Genomic DNA, 19,477 nt, shown 5'->3' with positions numbered 1-19,477 from the left:
AGCTCCACACCCGGGCGGCACCGTCGGCTCCGACGGTGCCGCCTACTCGGCTGAGTTGTGCGTGCGTGCAGGTGAATCCGCGCTCGAATCCTCGACCGCCCAGAGCCGATGAGCGTCGCCGGCGGCGAGCCGGGCCCGGTAGATGTCGATCTTGTGGGTGATGAGCGCGAGATCCTGCTGCAGCTCTGCGAGTTTCGCGGTGATCTCGTCCCGATGGTCCTCGAGCAGTGCGAGTCGCTGCTGCTCGTTGCCCCGACCGGCCGAGACCAGTTCGGCGTAACGGTGAATCGCCTTGATGGGCATGCCGGTCGCCCGCAGGCGGGTGCAGACGGTGATCCAGTCCAGGTCGACCTGCCGATAGCGCCGCCGTCCGGCGGAGTTGCGGCCGACGGAGGTGATGACCAGGCCGGCACGCTCGTAGTAGCGCAGGGTGTGCACGCTCACCCCGGTGCGGCGGGACGCCTCGGCGATGCTCACACCCTGCGCGGGGACCGGAGCGTGCGCCGCGGCCGGTGTGTTGACGGCCGACATGTTGCCGGCCGACGTGTTGACTTCGAGCACGCTCTCGATCCTAGCGTCGGTGCCATGACAACCACCTTGATCACCGGAGCCAACAAGGGCCTCGGCTTCGAAACCGCCCGCCGTCTCGTCGCCGCAGGTCACACCGTGTACATGGGCAGCCGCGACGCCGAGCGCGGGCGCCTGGCCGCCGCGCAACTGGGCGCGCAGCCCGTCCGACTCGACGTCACCGACGACCGGTCCGTGCGGGCGGCCGTCGCGACGATCGAGGCCGACGGCGGGCTGGACGTCCTGGTCAACAACGCCGGTATCGCACCCGAATGGACCGACACCGACGAGGTGATCGGCGCCGCCGACACCACCGCCGACCTGGTGGCGCAGACCTTCGAGACGAACGTGTTCGGTACGGTCCGCGTCCTGCACGCGTTTCTCCCGCTACTGCAGCGGTCCACGACCCCGGTCGTGGTCAACGTCAGCAGCGGGCTGGGCTCGATTCAGCGCGCCGCCGGCCGCGGGCACGGCTATCGGGGCGTCGCCTACCCGGCGTCGAAGACGGCCGTGAACATGCTCACGGTGCAGTACGCCACGGCGTTCCCGGGCATGCGGATCAACGCGGTCGAGCCGGGGTTCACCAAGACCGACCTCAACGGCCAGAACGGTCGTCAGACCGTCGAGCAGGGAGCCGAGGTGATCGTGCGGATGGCGCAGATCGGCGCCGACGGCCCGACCGGCGGGCTGTTCGACGTCGCCGGTCCGATCCCGTGGTGAGCGGCCGGCTCAGGACTCCGCGCCGAGCGCGCCACGCATCATCGCCCAGAGGTCTTGTCGCGCAGGGCCGGTCAACGACAGCGTCGGCACCGTGAGAAATCCGTGGAACAGGCCCTCGAAGCGGTGGTGGCGCACCGCCACCCCCGCCTCGGCGAGCCGGCGCGCGTAGTCGTCGCCCGAAGAGCACGGCGGGTCCAGCTCAGCGGTGACCACCACCGCGGACGGCAGCCCGGCGAGCGACTGGGCCTTGCTGGGCACCAGGCGGGGGTCGTCGGTGCCGTGCGGCGCGTACTGCTGCCAGTACCACTGCATGGCCTTGCTGGTGTTGTAGTGCCCGGTGCCGTACCGGCGGTAGGACTCGGTGTCGAAGTCGTCGTCGATCACCGGGTAGATCAACACCTGGGCGGCGACGGCCGGTCGGCCCTGGTCGCGGGCCGCGATGGCGACCGTGGCCGCGAGGTTACCCCCGGCGCTGTCGCCCGCCAGCGCGATCCGCGCGGGGTCTCCCCCGTACTCGGCGGCATGCTCCGCGGCCCACACCAGCGCCGCGTGCATGTCGTCGTGTGCGGCCGGGGCGGGGTGCTCCGGGGCCAGCCGGTAGTCGACGGACACGACGACCGCGCCCACACCCTGCGCCATCGAGCGGCAGAACTCGTCGTGGCTGTCGAGGTCGCAGAACACGAACCCGCCGCCGTGCGCGAACACCACGACCGGCAGCGCCCGGCCGTCCGGGGTGCCGTCGAGGTGCGGCCGGTAGACCCGCAGCGGAAGCGCTCCACCCGGTCCGGGGATCGTCAGATCGTGCACCTCCCGCATGTCCGGCTGCCGCTGAAGCGGGGCGCGTCGATCCCGCAGGAAGCTGCGGAGTTGTTGCGGCGCTTGGGCGGTCACGTCCGGGAAACTCGCGTCGAGCGTCGCCAGCATGGTGGCGACCTCCGGGTGCAATGTCATGAAAGCTCCTTCTCCGGGCGCAGATCTGGGCCAGGCTAGATCGACAGGCAACCCGCAGGAACGGTGTTTCCCTCCCAGCGGACATTCCGTTGCCCGATGCCGACGAGGAGGTGTCAGCTGGACATCGCCTGTGTATCTAATCGGCATATTGCTAGTCGGACTATGCCTATTTACAATACGTGGTGCCCCTCACATTCAAAGCTGCTGGCGATCCCGGGCAGCTCGACACCGGAGAAGCGCACATGACCACCTCCTCGACCAAGGTCACCCCCACCGCTGGACTGGACCGCGCCGCGCTGCTGCTCGACGCGTTCGATGGACCGGGACGGCTGACCTTGGCCGAGATCGTGCGTCGCACCGGGCTGCCGCGATCGTCGGCCCACCGGATGCTCGAGCGCCTGGTCCAGCTGCGCTGGCTGCGCCGCTCCGGCCGCGACTACGAGCTGGGCATGCGCCTGTTCGAACTGGGTTCTCTGGCCGTGCACCAAGATCGGATCCATCAGGCCGCGCTGCCGTTCCTGCACGAGTTGCACCGCCGGACCGGTTACGTCGTGCATCTCGCGATCCTCGAGGGCACCGATGTGGTGTACCTGGAGAAGATCTGCGGCCGGTTCGGCATGGGCCTGCCGTCGCGGGTGGGCGGCCGGCAGCCGGCGCACTGCACCAGCGTCGGCAAGGCGCTGCTCGCCTACTCGCCGCAGTCCGTGGTGGACCGGGTGCTGGCGGCGGGGCTGCAGCGCAAGACCACGTTCAGCATCGGCTCCGCGCCGCAACTGCACGCCGAGTTGGGGCACATCCGCGACCGCGGCGCCGCCTTCGACCGCGGGGAGGCGCTGACCGGGGTGAGCTGTGTGGCCGCGCCGATCGGCACCGAGAACAACGTGGTGGGCGCGATCTCGGTGTGCGGACCGTCGAACCAGATGAAGCTCGACCACCGGCTGGCCGCGCCCGTGCGGGTCGCGGCCGCCGGCGCCTGGCGCGCCCTGTCCTCGGAGGCCATGGCGCGGCCGAGCGTCGAGCACTCGGTCGCCTGAGCGCCGCGCCTGAACGCGGTCCCGGTCGGGCCCGCATCCGGTCAACGCGTCAGCGCAGGGCGGGCGCGGTCAGGCCGAGGCGCTCCGCACAAGCCGAGAGCTCGTCCTTCGCCTCGGCGAGATCGGCGGTGCCGCTGGGGGCGAGCACCACCCGGTCGGCACCGAGGGCCGCAAGCGATTCCGCGCGCTCACGGTTGATCTTGGCGACCAGGTGGCCGAGGCTCAGTCCGAGCGCCGACGGGTCGCGACCCGCCCGCTCGGCCTCCTCGCGCATCAGCGCGACCGCGCTGCGCAACTCGTCTCCGACGATGCCCAACGGCTGCAGGCCGTCGCCGAAACGCCCGGCGCGGCGCGCCGCGGCCTTCGAATGCCCGCCGATGTGGATCGGGACGCCGCCCGACTGCACGGGCTTCGGGTAGGACAGTGCGTTGGCGAACCGGAAGAACATCCCGTCGAAGGTGACGCCCTCGTCGCTGGTGTCCTCCCACAGGGCGCGCATCACCTGGATCGACTCGTCGACGCGGCGGCCGCGGGTCTCGAAGTCGGTGCCGCAGGCCTCGATCTCCTCGCGCATCCAGCCGACGCCGATGCACAGGCGCAGCCGGCCGTTCGAGAGCCGGTCGACGGTGGCGGCCCGCTTCGCGAGCGGCACCGGATGGTGGTTCGGCAGCACCAGCACCCCGGTCGCCAGGCCGAGGGTGGTGGTCTGCCCCGCCAGGTAGGCCAGCAGATCGAGTGGGTCCGGGATCGGGCACGTGTCGGCCAGCCCCATCTTCCCGGACACGTCATACGGATACGTGCTCGCATAGCGGCTGACCACCACCGCGTGCTCGACCACGACGATCGACTCGAAGCCGCACGCCTCCGCATGCCGCGCGTACTCGCCGATCCACTGCGGGTCCGAGGTCTTGCCGGTTTCGGCCGGCGTCATCACTGCGAAATCCATGCCCCGACGCTATCGACGCCCACCGAGGTGCGCACGGCGGCCGATCAACTCGGTCGCCTCGGTATCCGGGCGATCGGCTTCCACATCGGCCGGCCGCAGCGGTGATCGTCAGGCGTCGTCGCTCGGCAGCTCCCGCCGGGCTGCCTCTTCGTACTCGGCGGCGTCGTACCGCTTGGCGATCCCGCGCAGCGACCCGGGCCTGCGAACCGGCGGCTGACCCGGTTCGGAACCGCTCTGCTGAACCTTCTCGAACGTCGCGTCGATCTCGTCGAGCAACTCGGTCGCCAGTTCCCGCTCGGCGGCGTAATAGCGCTCGGCCCAGCGCAACGCGAGGTTCTGGAATGCCCATTCCGGGTCCTTGCTGGTATCCCGGACGTCGATGGCGGCCTGGCGGCTCATGCCGTCGACGTAGGAGATGTGTTCGCGCAGCACGTGTTTGAGCTGTTCGGGCTCGCTGAGGAATCCGAACATCAACCGCAGCATCGTCGGGTGCTTGAGGACGGGCAGGTCGACCGGTGCCTCCACCGACCACTCGCGCAGCACGTCGAGTCCGGCAGGAGTGATCCGGTAGACCCGCTTGGGCTTGACCCGGTCCTCGTCCTCGACGATCGTCCGGGACGAGACGTATCCCGCCTTCTCGAGCTTCTTCAGCTCCGAGTAGACCTGGCTGAACGACGGGCTCCAAAAGACGAACCGGACGCTGTAGTCGGCCCACTTCTTCAGGTCGTAACCGGAGAGCTCGTCACCCCAGGCCAGCAGGCCGAGCAACGCCCAGCTGGTCTGGCGCAGACCTGCGAAGCCGGAGGTCTGGGCGGGCTGGGGTGCAGACACCCACGGATCTTATCAAGTTTGGTCAGGTGTCCAGGTTTTCTCGCGTAGTGTGCTGAGGCCGCTGGGTGGGACGGTCGCTTTCGTCCGAACAGGGGTGCAGGCCACGCTGAGGTGACCTGTACGCGAGCCCGAGGGAGCCGTGATGATCAAGACCGATGCCGCCGACCCGTTGGCGCTCGACCCCGCCGAACTGCGCTCGGTGCTCGGCCACTTCTGCACCGGAGTCACGGTGATCACCGCGCACGACGGCGATCAGCCGCACGGGTTCGCCTGCCAGTCGTTCGTGTCGCTGTCGCTGGACCCGCCGTACGTCTCGTTCTGCCCCGCGCGGACCTCGACGAGCTGGCCGCGCCTGCGCGACGCCGGTGACCTGTGCATCAACGTGCTCGCCCACGACCAGGGCGAGCTCTGCCGCGGCTTCTCGGTCAGCGGCGCCGACAAGTTCGCCGGGGTCGACTGGGCGCCCGGCGCCAACGGGGCGCCGGCGGTGAACGGTGTGATCGCGCGCGTCGAAGCCACCGTCGAGCACGAGCACGACGCCGGCGACCACACCATCGTGATCGCCCGGGTGACCCGTCTCGAGGCCCTGCGCGACGAGCGTCCGCTGCTGTTCTACAAGGGGAAGTTCGGCAGCTTCGCCGACTGAAACCGTCGGCTCTCCCGCTCGTCGGGAGAGCCGATTTCGGGTCGGGCGACCCGTGCCTAGCGTCGACGGTGATACGTGAGCGGTGCCACATCGGGCGCCGCCGGGACTCCGGCTCGACCCCGTAGGAGATCGCCATGGCCACCACCGACGACGTCACCAAGGCAGTGCGCAAGTACCTCGAGGAGGTGGCCACCGGCACCGGGCGCAGCATCGCTGCGCTGTACGCGGCCGACGCCACCGTCGAGGATCCGGTCGGCAGCGAACCCAACCGGGGCCGCGCGGCGATCGAGAAGTTCTACTCGGCCATCGAGCAGACCGAGCGCAGCACCGACCTGCTGGCGATCCGGGTGGCCGGCAACAGCGCGGCCTTCCACTTCCGTGTGGTCACCAAGGTCGGCGGACAGACCATGACCATCGAGCCGATCGACGTGATGACGTTCGGCGACGACGCGTCGATCACCAGCATGCGCGCCTTCTGGTCGCCGGACGATCTGGTGGTGTCCTGACATGACAGATGAACTGGTGCACAGCGACTTTCGAGTGAACGCGGTTCACATCGACCCCACCCAGAAGTGACCCCAGAGGAGTCTGTCATGACCGGCAAGCAACAGGATTGGGACACCGAGGTCGACTTCCTCGTGGTCGGCAGCGGCGCAGGCGGGTTCAGTGCCGCGCTGGCCGCAGCGGACGGTGGCCTCGACACCCTCGTCATCGAGAAGGCGAACGTCTACGGCGGCTCGACCGCGCTGTCCGGCGGCGGGGTGTGGGTGCCGAACAACCCGACGCTGCTGCGCGAAGGGCGCGGCGACACCCGCGAGGACGTGCGCGCGTACCTCGACGCGGTCGTCGGTGACCGGGTACCGTCGAAGAACATCGACGCGTTCATCGACGAGGGCCCGAAGATGCTCAAGTTCCTCGAGGACTGCGGTCCGCACCTGCGATTCCAGTGGTGCACCGGGTATTCGGACTACCACCCGGAGGCGCCGGGCGGTCGCCCCAACGGCCGCTCGATCGAGCCACTGCCGGTCGACCTGCGCAAGCTCGGCGCGGACGAGGAGTCGCTGCGGTCGGCCGCGCTCGCTACCCCGCCGGGGCTGTACATCACGTCCAAGGACTTCGTCCAGCTCAACATGGTCATGCGCACGTGGAAGGCCCGGCGCGCGGCGCTCAAGACCGGGTTCAACGCGGTCAAGGCGATCCTGCTGCGGCGGCACATGGAGACGTTGGGCCGCGCGCTGATCGCGCGACTGCGCCTCGCGCTCAACGACGCCGGCGTCCCGGTGTGGCTGAGCACCCCGATGCAGTCGCTGATCAACGACGACTCCGGCGCGGTGCTCGGCGTGGTCGCGGAGCGCAACGGCAAGTCGACGCGCATCCGCGCCCGCAAGGGTGTGCTGCTGGCGACCGGCGGCTTCGAGCACAACCAGGACATGCGCAAGCAGTACCTGCCCGAAGGTGGCCGCGACGACTACAGCGCGGCTTCGACCGACAACACCGGAGACGGCATCATCGCCGGTGAAAAGGTCGGCGCAGCAGTCGATCTCATGGACGACGCCTGGTGGATGCCGTCCTTCCAGTTGCCGGGCGGTCAGGCGGTCGTCATGGTGGCCGAGCGGTCCATCCCGCAGGCGATCATCGTCGACCAGCAGGGCAAGCGGTTCACCAACGAGGCCGCCCCGTACGTGACGTTCGTGCACGACCAGCTGGCCGGCGGCCACGAGCCGACCTGGTTCATCTTCGACGAGCGGGCCAAGAAGCGGTACCCGGTCGGCGGGGTCATGCCGGGCATGAAGTTCCCGCAGGCCTGGTTCGACTCCGGACTGCTGGTCACCGCACCGACCGTCGCGGAGTTGGCCGACAAGATCGGCGTTCCGGCAGGTGCGCTCGGCGAGACCGTCGACCGCTTCAACGGGTTCGCCCGCAATGGCCGTGACGAGGACTTCCACCGCGGCGTGAGCGCGTACGACAACTACTACGGCGACCCGAGTCTGCCGCAGCCGGTGCTGGACGTACTCGATCACGGACCGTTCTATGCGCTGCGCATGCGCGCCGGCGACCTGGGCACCAAGGGCGGGCTGGTCTACGACGAGCACGCACGGGTGCTACGCGGTGACGGCACTGTCATCGACGGTCTCTACGCCGTCGGCAACACCTCGGCCGCAGTCATGGGCAACGACTACGCAGGCGCCGGCGCGACCATCGGGCCGGCAATGGTGTTCGGATACATCGGCGCGCGCCACGCCGCCGCGAAATAGGAGGCGATCATGCAGGAAGTGAGCTGCGCGAGCTGCGGCAACCGCGTTCTGGTCGAGAAGTACAGCCCCGTGCACACCAGTGTGCAGTGGCTCGACGACGCCGAGCGGGTGTGCCCGGAGTTCGCCGCGCGGGCCGCGCAAGGTGAACACAGCAAGTGGATTCCCACCTGCCCGAAGCTGCGCGCCTCCATCGAGGCCGCGGTCGAGCGCGGCGAGGTCGCCACCGACTCGCCGCGCAGCTACCCGGTCCCGGGGGTACTCGGGTGAGTCGGACGAGGAGTGTCGATGAGTGAGCTGTCCGGCAAGGTCGTCCTGGTCAGCGGCGGAGCACGCGGGCTCGGGGCCGCGTTCGGCCGTCGGATCGTCGACGGCGGTGGCCAGGTCGTACTGGCCGACGTGCTGGACGCCGAGGGTGCGGCGACCGCCGCCGAGCTCGGTCCGTCGGCGCGATACGTCCACCTGGACGTCACCGACGCCGAGCAGTGGCGCGCCGCGGTCGACACGGCGGTCGCCGAGTTCGGCCACCTCGACGGACTGGTGAACAACGCGGGCGTGTCGACCGGCCAGTACCTCGAGCACGAACCGCTCGAGCACTTCAAAAAGGTGCTCGACATCAACTTGGTCGGCGTGTTCAACGGTATCCAGGCGGTGATCGCGCCGATGCGGTCGGCCGGGGCCGGCTCGATCGTGAACATCTCGTCCGCGGCGGGGCTCATGGGTCTCGCGCTCACCGCGGGATATGGCGCCTCCAAGTGGGGTGTGCGCGGGTTGAGCAAGATCGCCGCGGTGGAGCTGGGTACCGACCGGATTCGCGTCAACTCGGTGCACCCGGGGATGACGTACACGCCGATGACGGCCGAGGTCGGTATCCAGAAGGGTGAGGGCAATTACCCGAACACCCCGATGGGCAGGGTCGGTGAAGCGGAGGAGATCGCCGGCGCGGTCACCTACCTGTTGTCAGATGCGGCCGCGTACGTGACCGGCGCCGAGATCGCCGTCGACGGCGGCTGGACTGCCGGACCGACTGTCAAATATGTGATGGGGCAGTAGCGGTTTCGCGCCTGCGGACCGCTCGATCGAGTGGCAGGTGAAGGGCTGGTCGAAAGATGAATCGATTCGAGGGCAAACGGGTCCTGGTGACCGGTGCGGCGTCCGGCATCGGCCAGGCGACGGCGCTGCGGTTGCTCGAGGAGGGGGGCACGGTCGTCGCCGTCGACGTGGCGGCCGAGGGACTCGAACGCACCCGCACCCGGGCGAAGGAGGCCGGCATAGACGGTGCGCTCACAACGGCCGAGATCGACATCGGCGACGAGCGCTCGGTCGTCGACGGCGTCGCGCGGGCGGTCGGCGTGCTCGGTGGGCTGGACGTGCTGGTGAATGCGGCGGGAATCCTGCGCGCCTCGCACACGCACCAGACCTCGCTGGCGGCCTGGAACCAGATCGTCACGATCAATCTCACCGGAACCTTCCTGATGGTCCGCGAGAGCCTGCCCGCCCTGCTCGAGGGTGAGCGGCCGGTCATCGTCAACTTCAGTTCGACCTCGACGACGTTCGGACATCCGTACATGGCGGCCTATGCCGCCACCAAGGGCGGCATCCAGTCGTTCACGCACACGCTCGCGATCGAGTACGGCAAGCAGGGCCTGCGCGCGGTGTGCGTGTCCCCCGGCAGCATCAAGTCCGGGATCACCGACGCCACCGCGGGATACCTTCCGGCGGATGCGGATTGGTCGCTGTTCGCCAAGATGTCGCCGATCCTGCCGACCACACTGGAATCTGGTGGCGCCGGCATGGGCGGCCCGGAGAAGGTGGCGTCGGCCGTCGCGATGCTGGCCTCCGACGACGGCGCCTTCATCACCGGAACGGAGATCCGCATCGACGGCGGTACGCACGCCTGACACAGCCCCGCCGTCTCGAAAGCGCGGCGCGCACCCACGGGCGCGCGCCGCGCTTTGCTGTGTGTGACCTGCGGTTTTGTGTGAACTCCGGTTGCAAAATTACGGTTTATCGTTCGCACGGCAAACCTTCAAATTCCGTCCCGATGAGCGGGATCCACGGTGGAGTGGGACGGACGTGCAGAGTGTGATTCGGATTACACCGGCGGGTTGCTCCTGTCGCCGCGTGACACATCCACTGCGCCCGACCGGCACGTGTGGGCGTCAGCCTCACAGAACCGCGTGGCTCGCTCGAAAGGACCGCTCCCCCATGGCAACACACATGCCAGTACCGCCCACAGCGGCGGGACCCGGCGACAAATCCGGCGGGTGGACTCCGCGGCTGGTGCTGTCGCTGGTCTCGATCATCCTGATCCTCGAGTTGCTCACCGTGAGCTACCTGATGGTCTCTACCGCGCTGCCGTCGATCAGCCAGCACTACAAGACCACGCAGGGCGCCTGGCTGCTCACCGCGATGCTCCTGGTCGGGGCGGTGTCCGCGCCCCTGCTGGGCAAGCTTGCCGACATGTACGGCAAGCGCAAGATGCTGCTGACCTGCCTGAGCCTGGCGACGATCGGCTCGCTGCTCTCCGCCATCGCACCCAGCTTCGCCGTGATGGTGACCGGCCGTGCCCTCGGCGGATTCCTGGTCCCGACGCTGTTCCTGTCCTACTCGCTGATCCGCGACGTGTTCCCCGCGTCCAAGGTCGCGTTCTCGGTGTCCATCGCCACCAGCGGCATGGGTCTGATCTCGATCGCCGCGCCGTTCCTTACCGGTTGGCTGCTCGACAACTGGGGCTTCCGCTCCATCTTCTGGTTCATGGTCATCGTCGTGGCTGTGCTCGGTCCGATCATCGCGATCACCACCGAGGAGTCGCCGGTACGGCTGCGATCGCGGGTCGACCTGATCGGTGCGGTCCTGCTCGGCGCCGGCCTGGCCGGAGTGCTCGTCGGCGTCAGCAACGGGCCCTCCTGGGGTTGGACCTCCAGCGGCACGCTCCTGTACCTGATCGGCGGCGCGGTGCTGCTGGTCGCCTGGGTGATCAGCGCGACGCTCGTCCGTGAGCCGCTGGTGGACCTGCGTCTGCTGCGCCACCGTTCCATCGGCCTGACCACCATCGCCGCCGGCGCCACCTACGGCTGCAGCGCGGTGTACACGATGCTGCTGCCGATGATGGCGATGACGCCGGCCATGCTGGGCCTGCACTACGGATTCGGTGTCAACGCGGAGCAGTTCGCGCTGTACTCGGCGCCCATCGGCGCCTTCACGATGATCGGTGGCGTGCTGGTCGGCCTGACCGCCAAGCAGATCCCGCCGCGGCTGATGATCGTGGCCGGCAACATCATCATGGCCATCGGGTTCACGCTGACCGCGTTCTCGCACACCAGCAAGCCGCTGGTGATCTTGTTCGCCGGCATCTTCGGCTTCGGCATGGGTCTGTGCTACGCCGCCGTGCCGAACATCATCATCGCGTCGGTGGCGCCGCAGTACCAGGCCACCACCGCAGGTGTGGTCGCGGCGTCACAGTCGGTCGTTCCGGGCATCCTGCCGGTGATCGTCTTCGCGATCCTCAACTCCAACATCGCGATGGTGGTGCAGGGCAACGCGTTCTACACCGATCACGCGATGACGCTCGGGTTCCTGCTGGGCGCGGTCGTCGCAGTCGTGGGCTTCCTCGCCGCGGTCGCCCTGCCGCGCAGGATCACGCAGTTCTCGCTCGACACAGAACCGGCCGTCGATCCGGCGTACGCCGGGGTGCCGGCGTAGGCGCTCACGCGAAAGTGCCCGCGGGACCTCGACCGAGGTCCCGCGGGTTCGCCGTCTCGGTGCGCGGTTGTCATCCCGGCGATCGGGACGTTCTCCTGACCGTGATGGGTGCGGTGCGCTCTCATGGATCCATGACGACGAACTCGGTTTTCGCTCCAGGTCCGTTGCTTTCCGGCCGCCGCGCGGTCGTCACCGGTGGTGGCGGCGGAATCGGCGCGGCGATCTCCCGGGCCTTCGCCTCGCACGGGGCGGACGTGCTCGCGGTCGACGTCGAGGTGGGAGATCCGCTCGAATTCGACACCGCTGCAGGAGGGTCGATCGCGCTGTTCGAGTGCGACGTCCGCGATTCCGAGGTGCTCGAGCCGCTGCTCGACCACCAACCGGACATCCTGGTCAACAACGTCGGCCACTTCGTCCGGGCACCGAAGCCGTTCGCGGAGAACGACCACGGACTGTGGGACGAGTTGCACGACATCAACTTCGGGCACGTGCTGCGGCTGACGCATGCCGTGCTCCCCGGGATGGCCGAGCGCGGCGGGGGCTCGGTCATCAACCTCACGACCGTCGAGGCGCACCGCGCGATCCCCGGCCACACCGTGTATTCGGCATACAAGACGGCGTTGATGCAGTTCACCAGGTCGCTGTCCGCGGAGGTCGGCCCGTCGGGGATCCGGGTCAACGCCATCGCACCGGACCTGATCGAGTCGCTGCAGGTTCCGTACGCGCAACTCGTGCCCGAGGAAGACGAGCCGATGTGGCCGCGGTGGTCGCCGCTCGGTGGTCCGGGCAGGCCTGAGGACGTCGCCGGCGCGGCGCTGTTCCTCGCGTCGGACCTGTCGCGGTTCGTCACCGGCGGAACCCTTCACGTCGACGGCGGGACACACGGCTCGGGCGGCTGGGTGCCCCGCGAATCCGGTGGCTGGACCAACCGGCCCCGCCATCCATGAGGACCCGCTGAGCGGGAAAGGTGACTTGCCGCAACGATACTGATCATCGACGCTCCTCTCACGGCACAGGCTTTGTGCCGCAGCGACCGTCCAGAGGAGAGGTACCGATGTTCGTGCTCCCCACCGTCCTGGCTCGACGAAAACGAACCGCAGCGGCACTGCTGGTGACCGGCGGCATTCTCGCGGCCGGCGCCCTCGGCCCTGTCGCCGCCGCAGATCCTGTGCAGCTCCCCTCGCTCGGCTCTGCCGGGCTGAGCATTCCGGGGCTCGGGAGCTTGATGCCGCAGCCGGCCGCGACCCCGCGGCTGGCGTCGGTGGCGAACTTCCGTGACGTCGCCGGAACCGACGGCGGATACGTCACCACCACCGGGCGGCACCTGCAGCGCGGGGTGTTCTACCGATCGAATGCCCTGACTCCGGACGCCGCTGACCTGAAAACCCTTGAGGGTCTGCATTTGAGGGCGATCTACGACGTGCGGACCGACCAAGAGGTCGCGCAGGCGCCCGATGCGACCCTGCCCGGCGTGAAGTACGTGCACATCCCGATCCTCGCGGGGGACCTGTATGCCGCGGCCATGGCGGTGCGCACGCCGGAAGAGGCCATGAAGTTCATGCAGGACATGAACCGCAGCTTCGTGACCGACGCGGCGAACCGCGCCGGCTTCGAGCAGTTGCTCACCGACCTCGCGAACACCCCTGGGCCGCAGGTGTTCCACTGTACCTCCGGCAAGGACCGGACCGGTTGGGCGTCGATGCTGCTGCAGTCCGTCGCGGGTGTCCCCGAAGCGACGATCATGAAGGACTATCTGGCCACCAACGACTACCTGGCGGCCCAGAATGCGAAGACCTACCAGTCGCTGGTGGCGAGCAAGGGACAGGCCGCCGCGGATGCCCTCAAGCCGATGCTCGGCGTCGACGCGAGCTTCCTGCAGGCCGGGCTCGACCAGATCAAGACGAGCTACGGCACGGTGGACAACTACCTCACCGCCGGCCTGGGACTCGACCAGAGCACCCTCGCGAAGCTGAGGGCGAAGTTGGTGCGCTGACCCGGCGCGCCGTTCGGGGCACGTCACGCCGCGCGACCAAAGTTCCGAGAATGTACAAACTTGGAACTTTGGTCGGTGCGCGAGACCTCATCCCGGACTGCCGGTCCGCGACTGCGCCGAGAATCCCTCCGCGAACTCACCCCCTGCCGTCGCGCCGGTACCGGGTGACTGCCCGCAAGCGCTTGTGGCGCACCGTAAACTTCTGTCATCGGGCGTTTGTCGGATCGAGGGCGAGGAGTGATCTGGTGATTCCCGACCCCTATGGCGATGACGTGCTCATCTGGCGCCTACCGGTCGGCGAGCAGCGTCGGCCGATCGACGGCCAGTCCATCGTTGACGCTCCGGAATCCTGGGTACGGGCGCTCGGCGACGTCGCACGTGACCTGCACTGCCTGCGGTACGGCCGCGACATGACCGTCGACGATCTGGAGTGGGTGCTGGAGGTCAACGCCGACTACTACGTCAGCATCGGCTGGGACACGCGCGAGGGACTGGGTGGATGGCGGATCGGCCGTGGACTGGCCGTGGACGCGACCTACGGAGAGGCGGGCGTCTGGGTGGCCGACACCGTGCAGACCCAACTGGCGGGCTCTGAGTTCGTCCAGTGGCCCTCGCGCGGATGGAGATTGCTGACGCCCTCGGTGCGCGATGCGGCGCCGGTGTGGGTCGACCCGGACACCGGCGCCGTCATCGCACCGCTCGGGCAACTGTGTGATCGCGAGACGCCCGAGTGGTAGCGGTCGGCTACGTCCGGGACGCGCGCACCGCGGCGACGATCTCGTCGAGAGCGCGCTCGACGTCGCCGCGCGGGTATCCGAGCAACTCGGTGTCGGCCGGGTCCGGTTCGTAGGAGAGCACGTGCCCGCGGCCGGGGACGATCGCCGAGTCCGGCATGAACGGGTGCTCCTCGTCGCGCTCCTCCAGCCGGATGCTGCTGCCCGCAGCGTCGAACACAGCCTGGAAGTATTCGCGGAACGTCAGATTCGCGTCGCCGACGAGGTACCGCTTGCCCGACTCGGCGTGCTGCAACGCCCCGCCGACCGCGGCCGCCAGTGAGCGCACCGACAGGTAGTTGGTGCCGCCGGCGGGAGCGAAGTTCGGGACGTCCGGGAGCGCGCCGTCGGCCCAGTCGACGATCTTCGCGTAGCGCCGGGTCGACGCCCCGGGGATGACACCCAGGATCGACGGCGGGTTCAGCGTCGAGACGTTGAAGTCGGCGTCGGCGAGTGCCCGCGCGCCCTCGTCGGCGCGGCTGCGGGCCCGCACATACGGGTCGCGCTCGACGAGTTCCGGCATGACCTGGTGGTAGTAGCTGCCGATCTGGACGACGCGCCCGACTCCGGCCCGCTTGGCCAGGGCGACGAACCGCGGCACACCGCCCGTCTGGGTGCGCTCCCAGAACTCGTCCTCGTCGGCGTCCTTCGGCTTGTGCCGGATGTCGAGTCCCGCGGCGAACACGATTGCCTCGAACTGGCCCAGATCGGTTTCGGTGAAGGTGCCGGCCGTGTAGTCGCCGAGGAGAACAGGGAAGCCCGCCACCGGCGAATCTTCGGCGACCGGCGTGCGGGCGGCGACGGTGACGTGGTGGCCTTCGTCGCGAAGGTGCAGGGCGGTGTGGCTGCCGATCATCCCGGTGCCACCGACGATCAGTGTCTTCATGGGCGTCCTTCGTTGGCGGTCTGTGGCCGAGCGGACGGTGTGAGCCCGGCCTCGGCCCGACGCTATCGGTGCGGCGCGGTGATCCGCACGGCCGTTCCCGCCGAGCGGACCAACCCCCGAAACGCACATCGCCCGCGCGGATCGGGGATCTGCACGGGCGATGTGAAAAGGGAGTGGCTACTGCTCGGCGCCGATGATCGCGGCGTCCTCGGGGACGGTGTGCGGGTCGGCCGGTTCCTTCGCCTCGCGCAGGGCGAGCGCTCCGGCGGCGACCACGCAGCATCCGACCGCGACCCAGAACGGTGCCGCCATGTCGCCGAACCAGGTGGCGATGTGGCCCACCAGGATCGCCGAGGCGGCGCCGCCGAGCCAGCGCAGGAAGTTGTAGCCGGCGCTGGAGACCGCGCGCGGTGCGGTACCGGAACTCATTGCGGCGCCGGTGAACAGCGTGTTCAGCACGCCGGAGACGAGGCCGGAGAGGATCACCGCGACGACGACGGTGGTGGTGTTGCCGAGCGCGAGCACCGCCATGAGTGCCGCATAGACGAGCACCGCGAGGATGGCGCCTCCGCGTTCACCCAGCCGGGCGGCGACCTTGGGTGCGATGACCACGCCCGAGACCGCGGTGCACAGTCCCCAGCCGAAGAACACGAAGCCGGTGAAGTACGCGCCCTTGCCGAGCACGAACGGCGCCCAGGCGATGACGGTGAAGAACGCGGCCGTGTAGAACGCCGAGCCGATCGAGGTGACCAGCAGGTTCCGGTTGCGCAGGGCGAGCAGCGGATCGATCAGCCGCACCTGCTGCCGGTGGGACCGGTCGGGGTCCTTGGTGAGCATGGTGACGCACAGGATCGCGCCGATCGCCATGAGCACCGCGGTGCCGGCGAACGGGCCGCGCCAGGAGACGTTGCCGAGTACGGCGCCGACCAGCGGGCCGACGGCCAGACCGAGACCGAGGGCGGCCTCGTAGAGCAGGATCGCGCCCTTCTGGCCGCCGGTGGCGGCGCCGACGATCACCGACAGCGCGGTCGCGATGAAGAACGCGTTGCCCAGGCCCCAGAGGGCACGCAGCCACACCAGTGCGCCGATGCTGTTGGCCAGGGCGCACAGTCCCGCCGCGATGACGATCAGCAGCAGGCCGGTCACGACGGTTCGTTTGGGACCGAAGCGGTACGACATGACGCCGGTGAAGAGCATCGCCACCACCTGCACGCCCAGGTAGGACGCGAACAGCAGCGTGGTCTGCGACGGTGTGGCGTGCAGCGCCTCGGTGATGGTGTTGAGGATGGGGTCGACCAGCCCGATGCCCATGAACGCGATGACCGCCGCAAATGCGGTGACCCACACGGTTTTCGGCTGACCGCGCAAAGCGTCGGTGAGCTTGGGGTGCGCGGCGTGCTCGTCGTGCACCAGCGTCGCGGTGCTACTCATGTGTCTTCTTTCTCAACTGGTTTTCCGGTTATCGGCGGGCGAGTTCGTCGTCCGTGGTGTTCGGCACCCTCGGCTCGTGCCCGGGGTCGAGTTCGAGCAGTCGGGACAGCGCCGGAAGGGCCGCCGCGAGATGGGCGCGCTCCTGCGCGGACAACTCGCCCAGCAGTGCGGCCAGGTAGTCGTTTCGCTCGGCGACGAGCTCGGCGATCTGCCTGCGTCCGTCTTCGGTGATCCCGACCAGCACGGCGCGCCGGTCGGCCGGGTCGGGGTTGCGCTCGGCCAGCCCCATCCGCTCGAGCCGGGTGACCATACTGGTCACCGTCGGCATCCGCACCCGCTCGTGCTGGGCCAGCTCGCCCATGCGGATCGGTCCACGATCCATCAGCGTGGTGAGCACCGAGGTCTGTGCGGCGGTGAGGTCCCAACCCGGGCTGCGTCGTCGCACCATGTGGTTGACGCGGACCAGGAGGGGGCGCAGGCCTTCCGCGAGGTTGGCGGGGTCATCCGACTGCATAGTATAGAAGTCTAACTATTAGTCACGCTAAATACAAGCTCTGCCAGCCGGCTCCCAGAATTCGGACACTATTCTGGCCGCGCCGCGCGACAGGCCGCGCGGCGACGCCGATCCGGACAGGACGAATCGATGACGACGACCGCCGATTCAGCTGACGAAACGCAGGGGGCCGAGGGAACCCGGCCGGTGCCCGGGCGCAGTCCGGGCCGGGGTGCCCGCATCGCCCGTATGTGCCTGCGTTCGGTCGCCACCCTCGCCGCGGTCGACGGCCTCGTGCAGGCCGCGCTCGCGGGAAAGTTCATCTCGGGCAACTACGACGCCCTGGACCTGCACGGCACCAACTCCAACATCCTCACCGCACTGACCATCGCGGTCCTGCTGGTGTCACTCGAGGACCGGCGGCTCGCGCGCGGACGGTGGTGGCCGGTCATCGGGGGCGTTGCGCTGGTCGTCGCGGTGGGTGCGCAGTCGTCGATCGGCTGGGCGGACGTGCTGCTGGAGTTGCACGTGCCGCTGGGGGTCACGGTCGTCGCGGGCCTGATCATGATGGCCGTGTGGTCCTGGCGGGCGCCGCTGGTCGCCGCCCAGAAGCGCCCCGTCGAGACGCATCCCGTCCAGCAGCCCGACGCGCCGGACGCGTCGCGGTGACCGTCTCGCGGCGCCGGTTCCTGGGCTGGTCGGCGGCCGGTATCGGCGGGGCCGCGCTGCTCGGTGCCGGCATCGACTGGCAGCTGTCCGGTCCGCGCACCCTCGGCAAGACCCTGACCAGCCAGGCCCGCCTGCCCGAGCCGTTCACGCTGCCCGGCACGGTGCCCGCTGTCCTCGCGCCCTACCGCAGCGATCAGACCGCCGACTACCACCAGGTCACCCAACGGCGCGCGACCGCGACGATCCTGCCCGGCTACCGCACCGACATCTGGGGATACAACGGACAGTTCCCCGGACCCACCCTGGCCGCCCGGCACGGCAGGACCGCGGTGGTCACGCATCGCAACGAACTCGATGTGCCGACCGTGGTGCACGTGCACGGCGGCCACACCCCCGCCGACTCCGACGGCTACCCGACCGACTATCTGTTGCCGGTGGCGGGGACGACGGCGATGCTCGCCCGCGACCCGCAAGCCGTCATCGCCCGCGGGCAGCGCGACCACACCTATCCGAACGACCAACTCGCCGCCACCCTCTGGTACCACGACCACCGCATGGACTTCACCGGCTCCTCGGTGTGGCAGGGGCTGGCCGGTTTCCATCTGATCACCGACGAGCCCGAACAGGCGCTGCCGCTGCCGCGCGGCGACCGGGACCTGCCGCTGATGCTGTGCGACCGCGCCTTCGACGCCCGCGGCCGGCTCGCCTACCCCGCCCAGGACCCGACATTCCTGCACACCCCCGGGGTCACCGGCGACTACATGCAGGGCGTGCAGGGCGACGTGATTCTCGTCAACGGCGTGCCATGGCCGCGCTACGACGTCGCCGCCGCTCGGCACCGGCTGCGCTGGCTCAACGCCTCGAACGCCCGCGTCTACCGGCTGCGCTTGGACACCCCGCACCGCCAGGCGCCTGGATTCGTGCAGATCGGCTCGGACGGCGGGCTGCTCGACAAGCCGCAACACCTCGATGCGATCGACATGGCCCCGTCCGAACGCTTCGACACGGTCGTCGACCTGACCGGCTACCGGCCCGGCGAGCAGGTCACCATCGTCAACGACCTCGGCGACGGCACCACCGTCCCCGTCCTGCGCCTGCGGGTGACCCACACCGTCGACGACACCAGTGCGGTCCCTGACCGGCTGGTCGACCTCGAACGGCTCGACCCCGCCCACGCGGTGCGCACCCGAGAGATGAACTTCCGGATGGGCAAGATGACCGCGATGGACGGCAGCACCCAGGACAAGGGCTGGCTGATCAACGGCAAGCCGTTCGATCCGCAACGCGCCGACGCGACCGCCCGGCTCGGCGACCTCGAGATCTGGCGGATCACCAGCGACTTCAACCATCCCGTGCACGTGCACCTGAACCAGTTCCAGGTGCTCTCCCGCAACGGCCGCGACCCCAGACCGACCGACCGCGGCTGGAAGGACACCATCAACCTCGACGCCGGGCAGGCCGCCGAGATCGCCGTCCGCTTCACCGACTACACCGGACGGTTCCTGCTGCACTGCCACAACCTCGAACACGAGGACATGGCCATGATGGCCAACCTCACGACGACCCTGTGAGCCTGCAGG

The 19,477-nt window shown here is 69.1% G+C and carries 21 protein-coding genes; 14 read left to right on the top strand and 7 right to left on the bottom strand.

Annotated features, from left to right (window positions below; translation table 11 throughout):
- Window positions 1–42: 42 nt before the first annotated feature.
- Complete coding sequence (locus G4X40_RS06360) at window positions 43–561, bottom strand: MerR family transcriptional regulator (RefSeq protein ID WP_277830936.1); 519 nt, start codon at window positions 559–561, stop codon at window positions 43–45.
- 24 nt (window positions 562–585) lie between these two features.
- Between G4X40_RS06360 and G4X40_RS06355 the strand changes: the two genes are divergently transcribed.
- Window positions 586–1,287 (top strand): SDR family NAD(P)-dependent oxidoreductase, encoded by a 702-nt coding sequence (locus G4X40_RS06355; RefSeq protein WP_277830935.1) that lies wholly within the window; start codon window positions 586–588, stop codon window positions 1,285–1,287.
- A 9-nt stretch (window positions 1,288–1,296) separates the two neighbouring features.
- Here G4X40_RS06355 and G4X40_RS06350 read toward each other — a convergent pair whose 3' ends face one another.
- Window positions 1,297–2,238, bottom strand: a complete 942-nt coding sequence (locus tag G4X40_RS06350; RefSeq protein WP_277830934.1) for an alpha/beta hydrolase — start codon at window positions 2,236–2,238, stop codon at window positions 1,297–1,299.
- A gap of 242 nt (window positions 2,239–2,480) precedes the next feature.
- On the opposite strand from G4X40_RS06350, the gene G4X40_RS06345 reads away from it, so the two are divergent.
- A complete protein-coding gene (locus G4X40_RS06345) occupies window positions 2,481–3,272 on the top strand; it encodes an IclR family transcriptional regulator (protein WP_277830933.1) in 792 nt (263 codons plus the stop codon).
- 49 nt (window positions 3,273–3,321) lie between these two features.
- On the opposite strand, the gene G4X40_RS06340 is transcribed toward G4X40_RS06345, so the two are convergent.
- Complete coding sequence (locus G4X40_RS06340; RefSeq protein WP_277830931.1) at window positions 3,322–4,218, bottom strand: LLM class F420-dependent oxidoreductase; 897 nt, start codon at window positions 4,216–4,218, stop codon at window positions 3,322–3,324.
- Window positions 4,219–4,326: 108 nt separating this feature from the next.
- Window positions 4,327–5,049 carry a helix-turn-helix transcriptional regulator gene (locus G4X40_RS06335; protein WP_277830929.1) on the bottom strand — a complete coding sequence of 241 codons (723 nt, stop codon included), beginning with the start codon at window positions 5,047–5,049 and terminating at the stop codon, window positions 4,327–4,329.
- A 142-nt stretch (window positions 5,050–5,191) separates the two neighbouring features.
- Here G4X40_RS06335 and G4X40_RS06330 point away from each other — a divergent pair, with 142 nt between their 5' ends.
- From G4X40_RS06330 to G4X40_RS06285, 10 genes are all read left to right on the top strand, one after another.
- Window positions 5,192–5,695: a flavin reductase family protein gene (locus G4X40_RS06330; RefSeq protein WP_277830928.1), complete on the top strand. Its 504-nt coding sequence runs from the start codon at window positions 5,192–5,194 to the stop codon at window positions 5,693–5,695.
- A gap of 134 nt (window positions 5,696–5,829) precedes the next feature.
- Window positions 5,830–6,201: a nuclear transport factor 2 family protein gene (locus G4X40_RS06325; RefSeq protein WP_277830927.1), complete on the top strand. Its 372-nt coding sequence runs from the start codon at window positions 5,830–5,832 to the stop codon at window positions 6,199–6,201.
- A gap of 87 nt (window positions 6,202–6,288) precedes the next feature.
- Window positions 6,289–7,950: an FAD-binding protein gene (locus G4X40_RS06320; RefSeq protein WP_277830925.1), complete on the top strand. Its 1,662-nt coding sequence runs from the start codon at window positions 6,289–6,291 to the stop codon at window positions 7,948–7,950.
- Window positions 7,951–7,959: 9 nt separating this feature from the next.
- Window positions 7,960–8,217: a hypothetical protein gene (locus tag G4X40_RS06315; protein ID WP_277830924.1), complete on the top strand. Its 258-nt coding sequence runs from the start codon at window positions 7,960–7,962 to the stop codon at window positions 8,215–8,217.
- An 18-nt stretch (window positions 8,218–8,235) separates the two neighbouring features.
- Complete coding sequence (locus tag G4X40_RS06310) at window positions 8,236–9,000, top strand: glucose 1-dehydrogenase (protein ID WP_277830922.1); 765 nt, start codon at window positions 8,236–8,238, stop codon at window positions 8,998–9,000.
- A gap of 56 nt (window positions 9,001–9,056) precedes the next feature.
- A complete protein-coding gene (locus tag G4X40_RS06305) occupies window positions 9,057–9,848 on the top strand; it encodes an SDR family NAD(P)-dependent oxidoreductase (protein ID WP_277830919.1) in 792 nt (263 codons plus the stop codon).
- 319 nt (window positions 9,849–10,167) lie between these two features.
- Window positions 10,168–11,652 carry an MFS transporter gene (locus tag G4X40_RS06300; RefSeq protein ID WP_277830915.1) on the top strand — a complete coding sequence of 495 codons (1,485 nt, stop codon included), beginning with the start codon at window positions 10,168–10,170 and terminating at the stop codon, window positions 11,650–11,652.
- A 131-nt stretch (window positions 11,653–11,783) separates the two neighbouring features.
- The gene (locus tag G4X40_RS06295; RefSeq protein WP_277830913.1) at window positions 11,784–12,599 is read left to right on the top strand and encodes an SDR family NAD(P)-dependent oxidoreductase; all 816 of its coding nucleotides are present in this window, start codon (window positions 11,784–11,786) and stop codon (window positions 12,597–12,599) included.
- A 107-nt stretch (window positions 12,600–12,706) separates the two neighbouring features.
- Window positions 12,707–13,645, top strand: a complete 939-nt coding sequence (locus G4X40_RS06290) for a tyrosine-protein phosphatase (RefSeq protein ID WP_277830911.1) — start codon at window positions 12,707–12,709, stop codon at window positions 13,643–13,645.
- Window positions 13,646–13,890: 245 nt separating this feature from the next.
- Window positions 13,891–14,382 (top strand): hypothetical protein, encoded by a 492-nt coding sequence (locus G4X40_RS06285; protein ID WP_277830909.1) that lies wholly within the window; start codon window positions 13,891–13,893, stop codon window positions 14,380–14,382.
- A 7-nt stretch (window positions 14,383–14,389) separates the two neighbouring features.
- Here G4X40_RS06285 and G4X40_RS06280 read toward each other — a convergent pair whose 3' ends face one another.
- The 3 genes from G4X40_RS06280 to G4X40_RS06270 all read right to left on the bottom strand — a co-directional run bounded on the left by G4X40_RS06280 (window position 14,390) and on the right by G4X40_RS06270 (window position 17,249).
- Complete coding sequence (locus G4X40_RS06280; protein ID WP_277830907.1) at window positions 14,390–15,304, bottom strand: NAD-dependent epimerase/dehydratase family protein; 915 nt, start codon at window positions 15,302–15,304, stop codon at window positions 14,390–14,392.
- Window positions 15,305–15,481: 177 nt separating this feature from the next.
- Entirely contained in the window at window positions 15,482–16,735 is a 1,254-nt protein-coding gene (locus tag G4X40_RS06275; protein ID WP_277830905.1) for an MFS transporter, read from the bottom strand.
- A 28-nt stretch (window positions 16,736–16,763) separates the two neighbouring features.
- The gene (locus G4X40_RS06270) at window positions 16,764–17,249 is read right to left on the bottom strand and encodes a MarR family winged helix-turn-helix transcriptional regulator (protein WP_277830903.1); all 486 of its coding nucleotides are present in this window, start codon (window positions 17,247–17,249) and stop codon (window positions 16,764–16,766) included.
- 129 nt (window positions 17,250–17,378) lie between these two features.
- Here G4X40_RS06270 and G4X40_RS06265 point away from each other — a divergent pair, with 129 nt between their 5' ends.
- Window positions 17,379–17,897: a hypothetical protein gene (locus G4X40_RS06265; protein ID WP_277830902.1), complete on the top strand. Its 519-nt coding sequence runs from the start codon at window positions 17,379–17,381 to the stop codon at window positions 17,895–17,897.
- Window positions 17,894–19,468: a multicopper oxidase family protein gene (locus tag G4X40_RS06260; RefSeq protein ID WP_277830901.1), complete on the top strand. Its 1,575-nt coding sequence runs from the start codon at window positions 17,894–17,896 to the stop codon at window positions 19,466–19,468. Before G4X40_RS06265 ends, G4X40_RS06260 begins: the two co-directional genes overlap by 4 nt.
- The last annotated feature ends 9 nt before the right edge of the window (window positions 19,469–19,477 follow it).

Origin of the sequence: Speluncibacter jeojiensis, from assembly GCF_029589495.1 — a bacterium.
Lineage (GTDB): Bacteria > Actinomycetota > Actinomycetes > Mycobacteriales > Mycobacteriaceae > Speluncibacter > Speluncibacter jeojiensis.
Note: the sequence above shows the minus strand (reverse complement) of the source record. Positions and strands in the feature narration are given on the sequence as shown.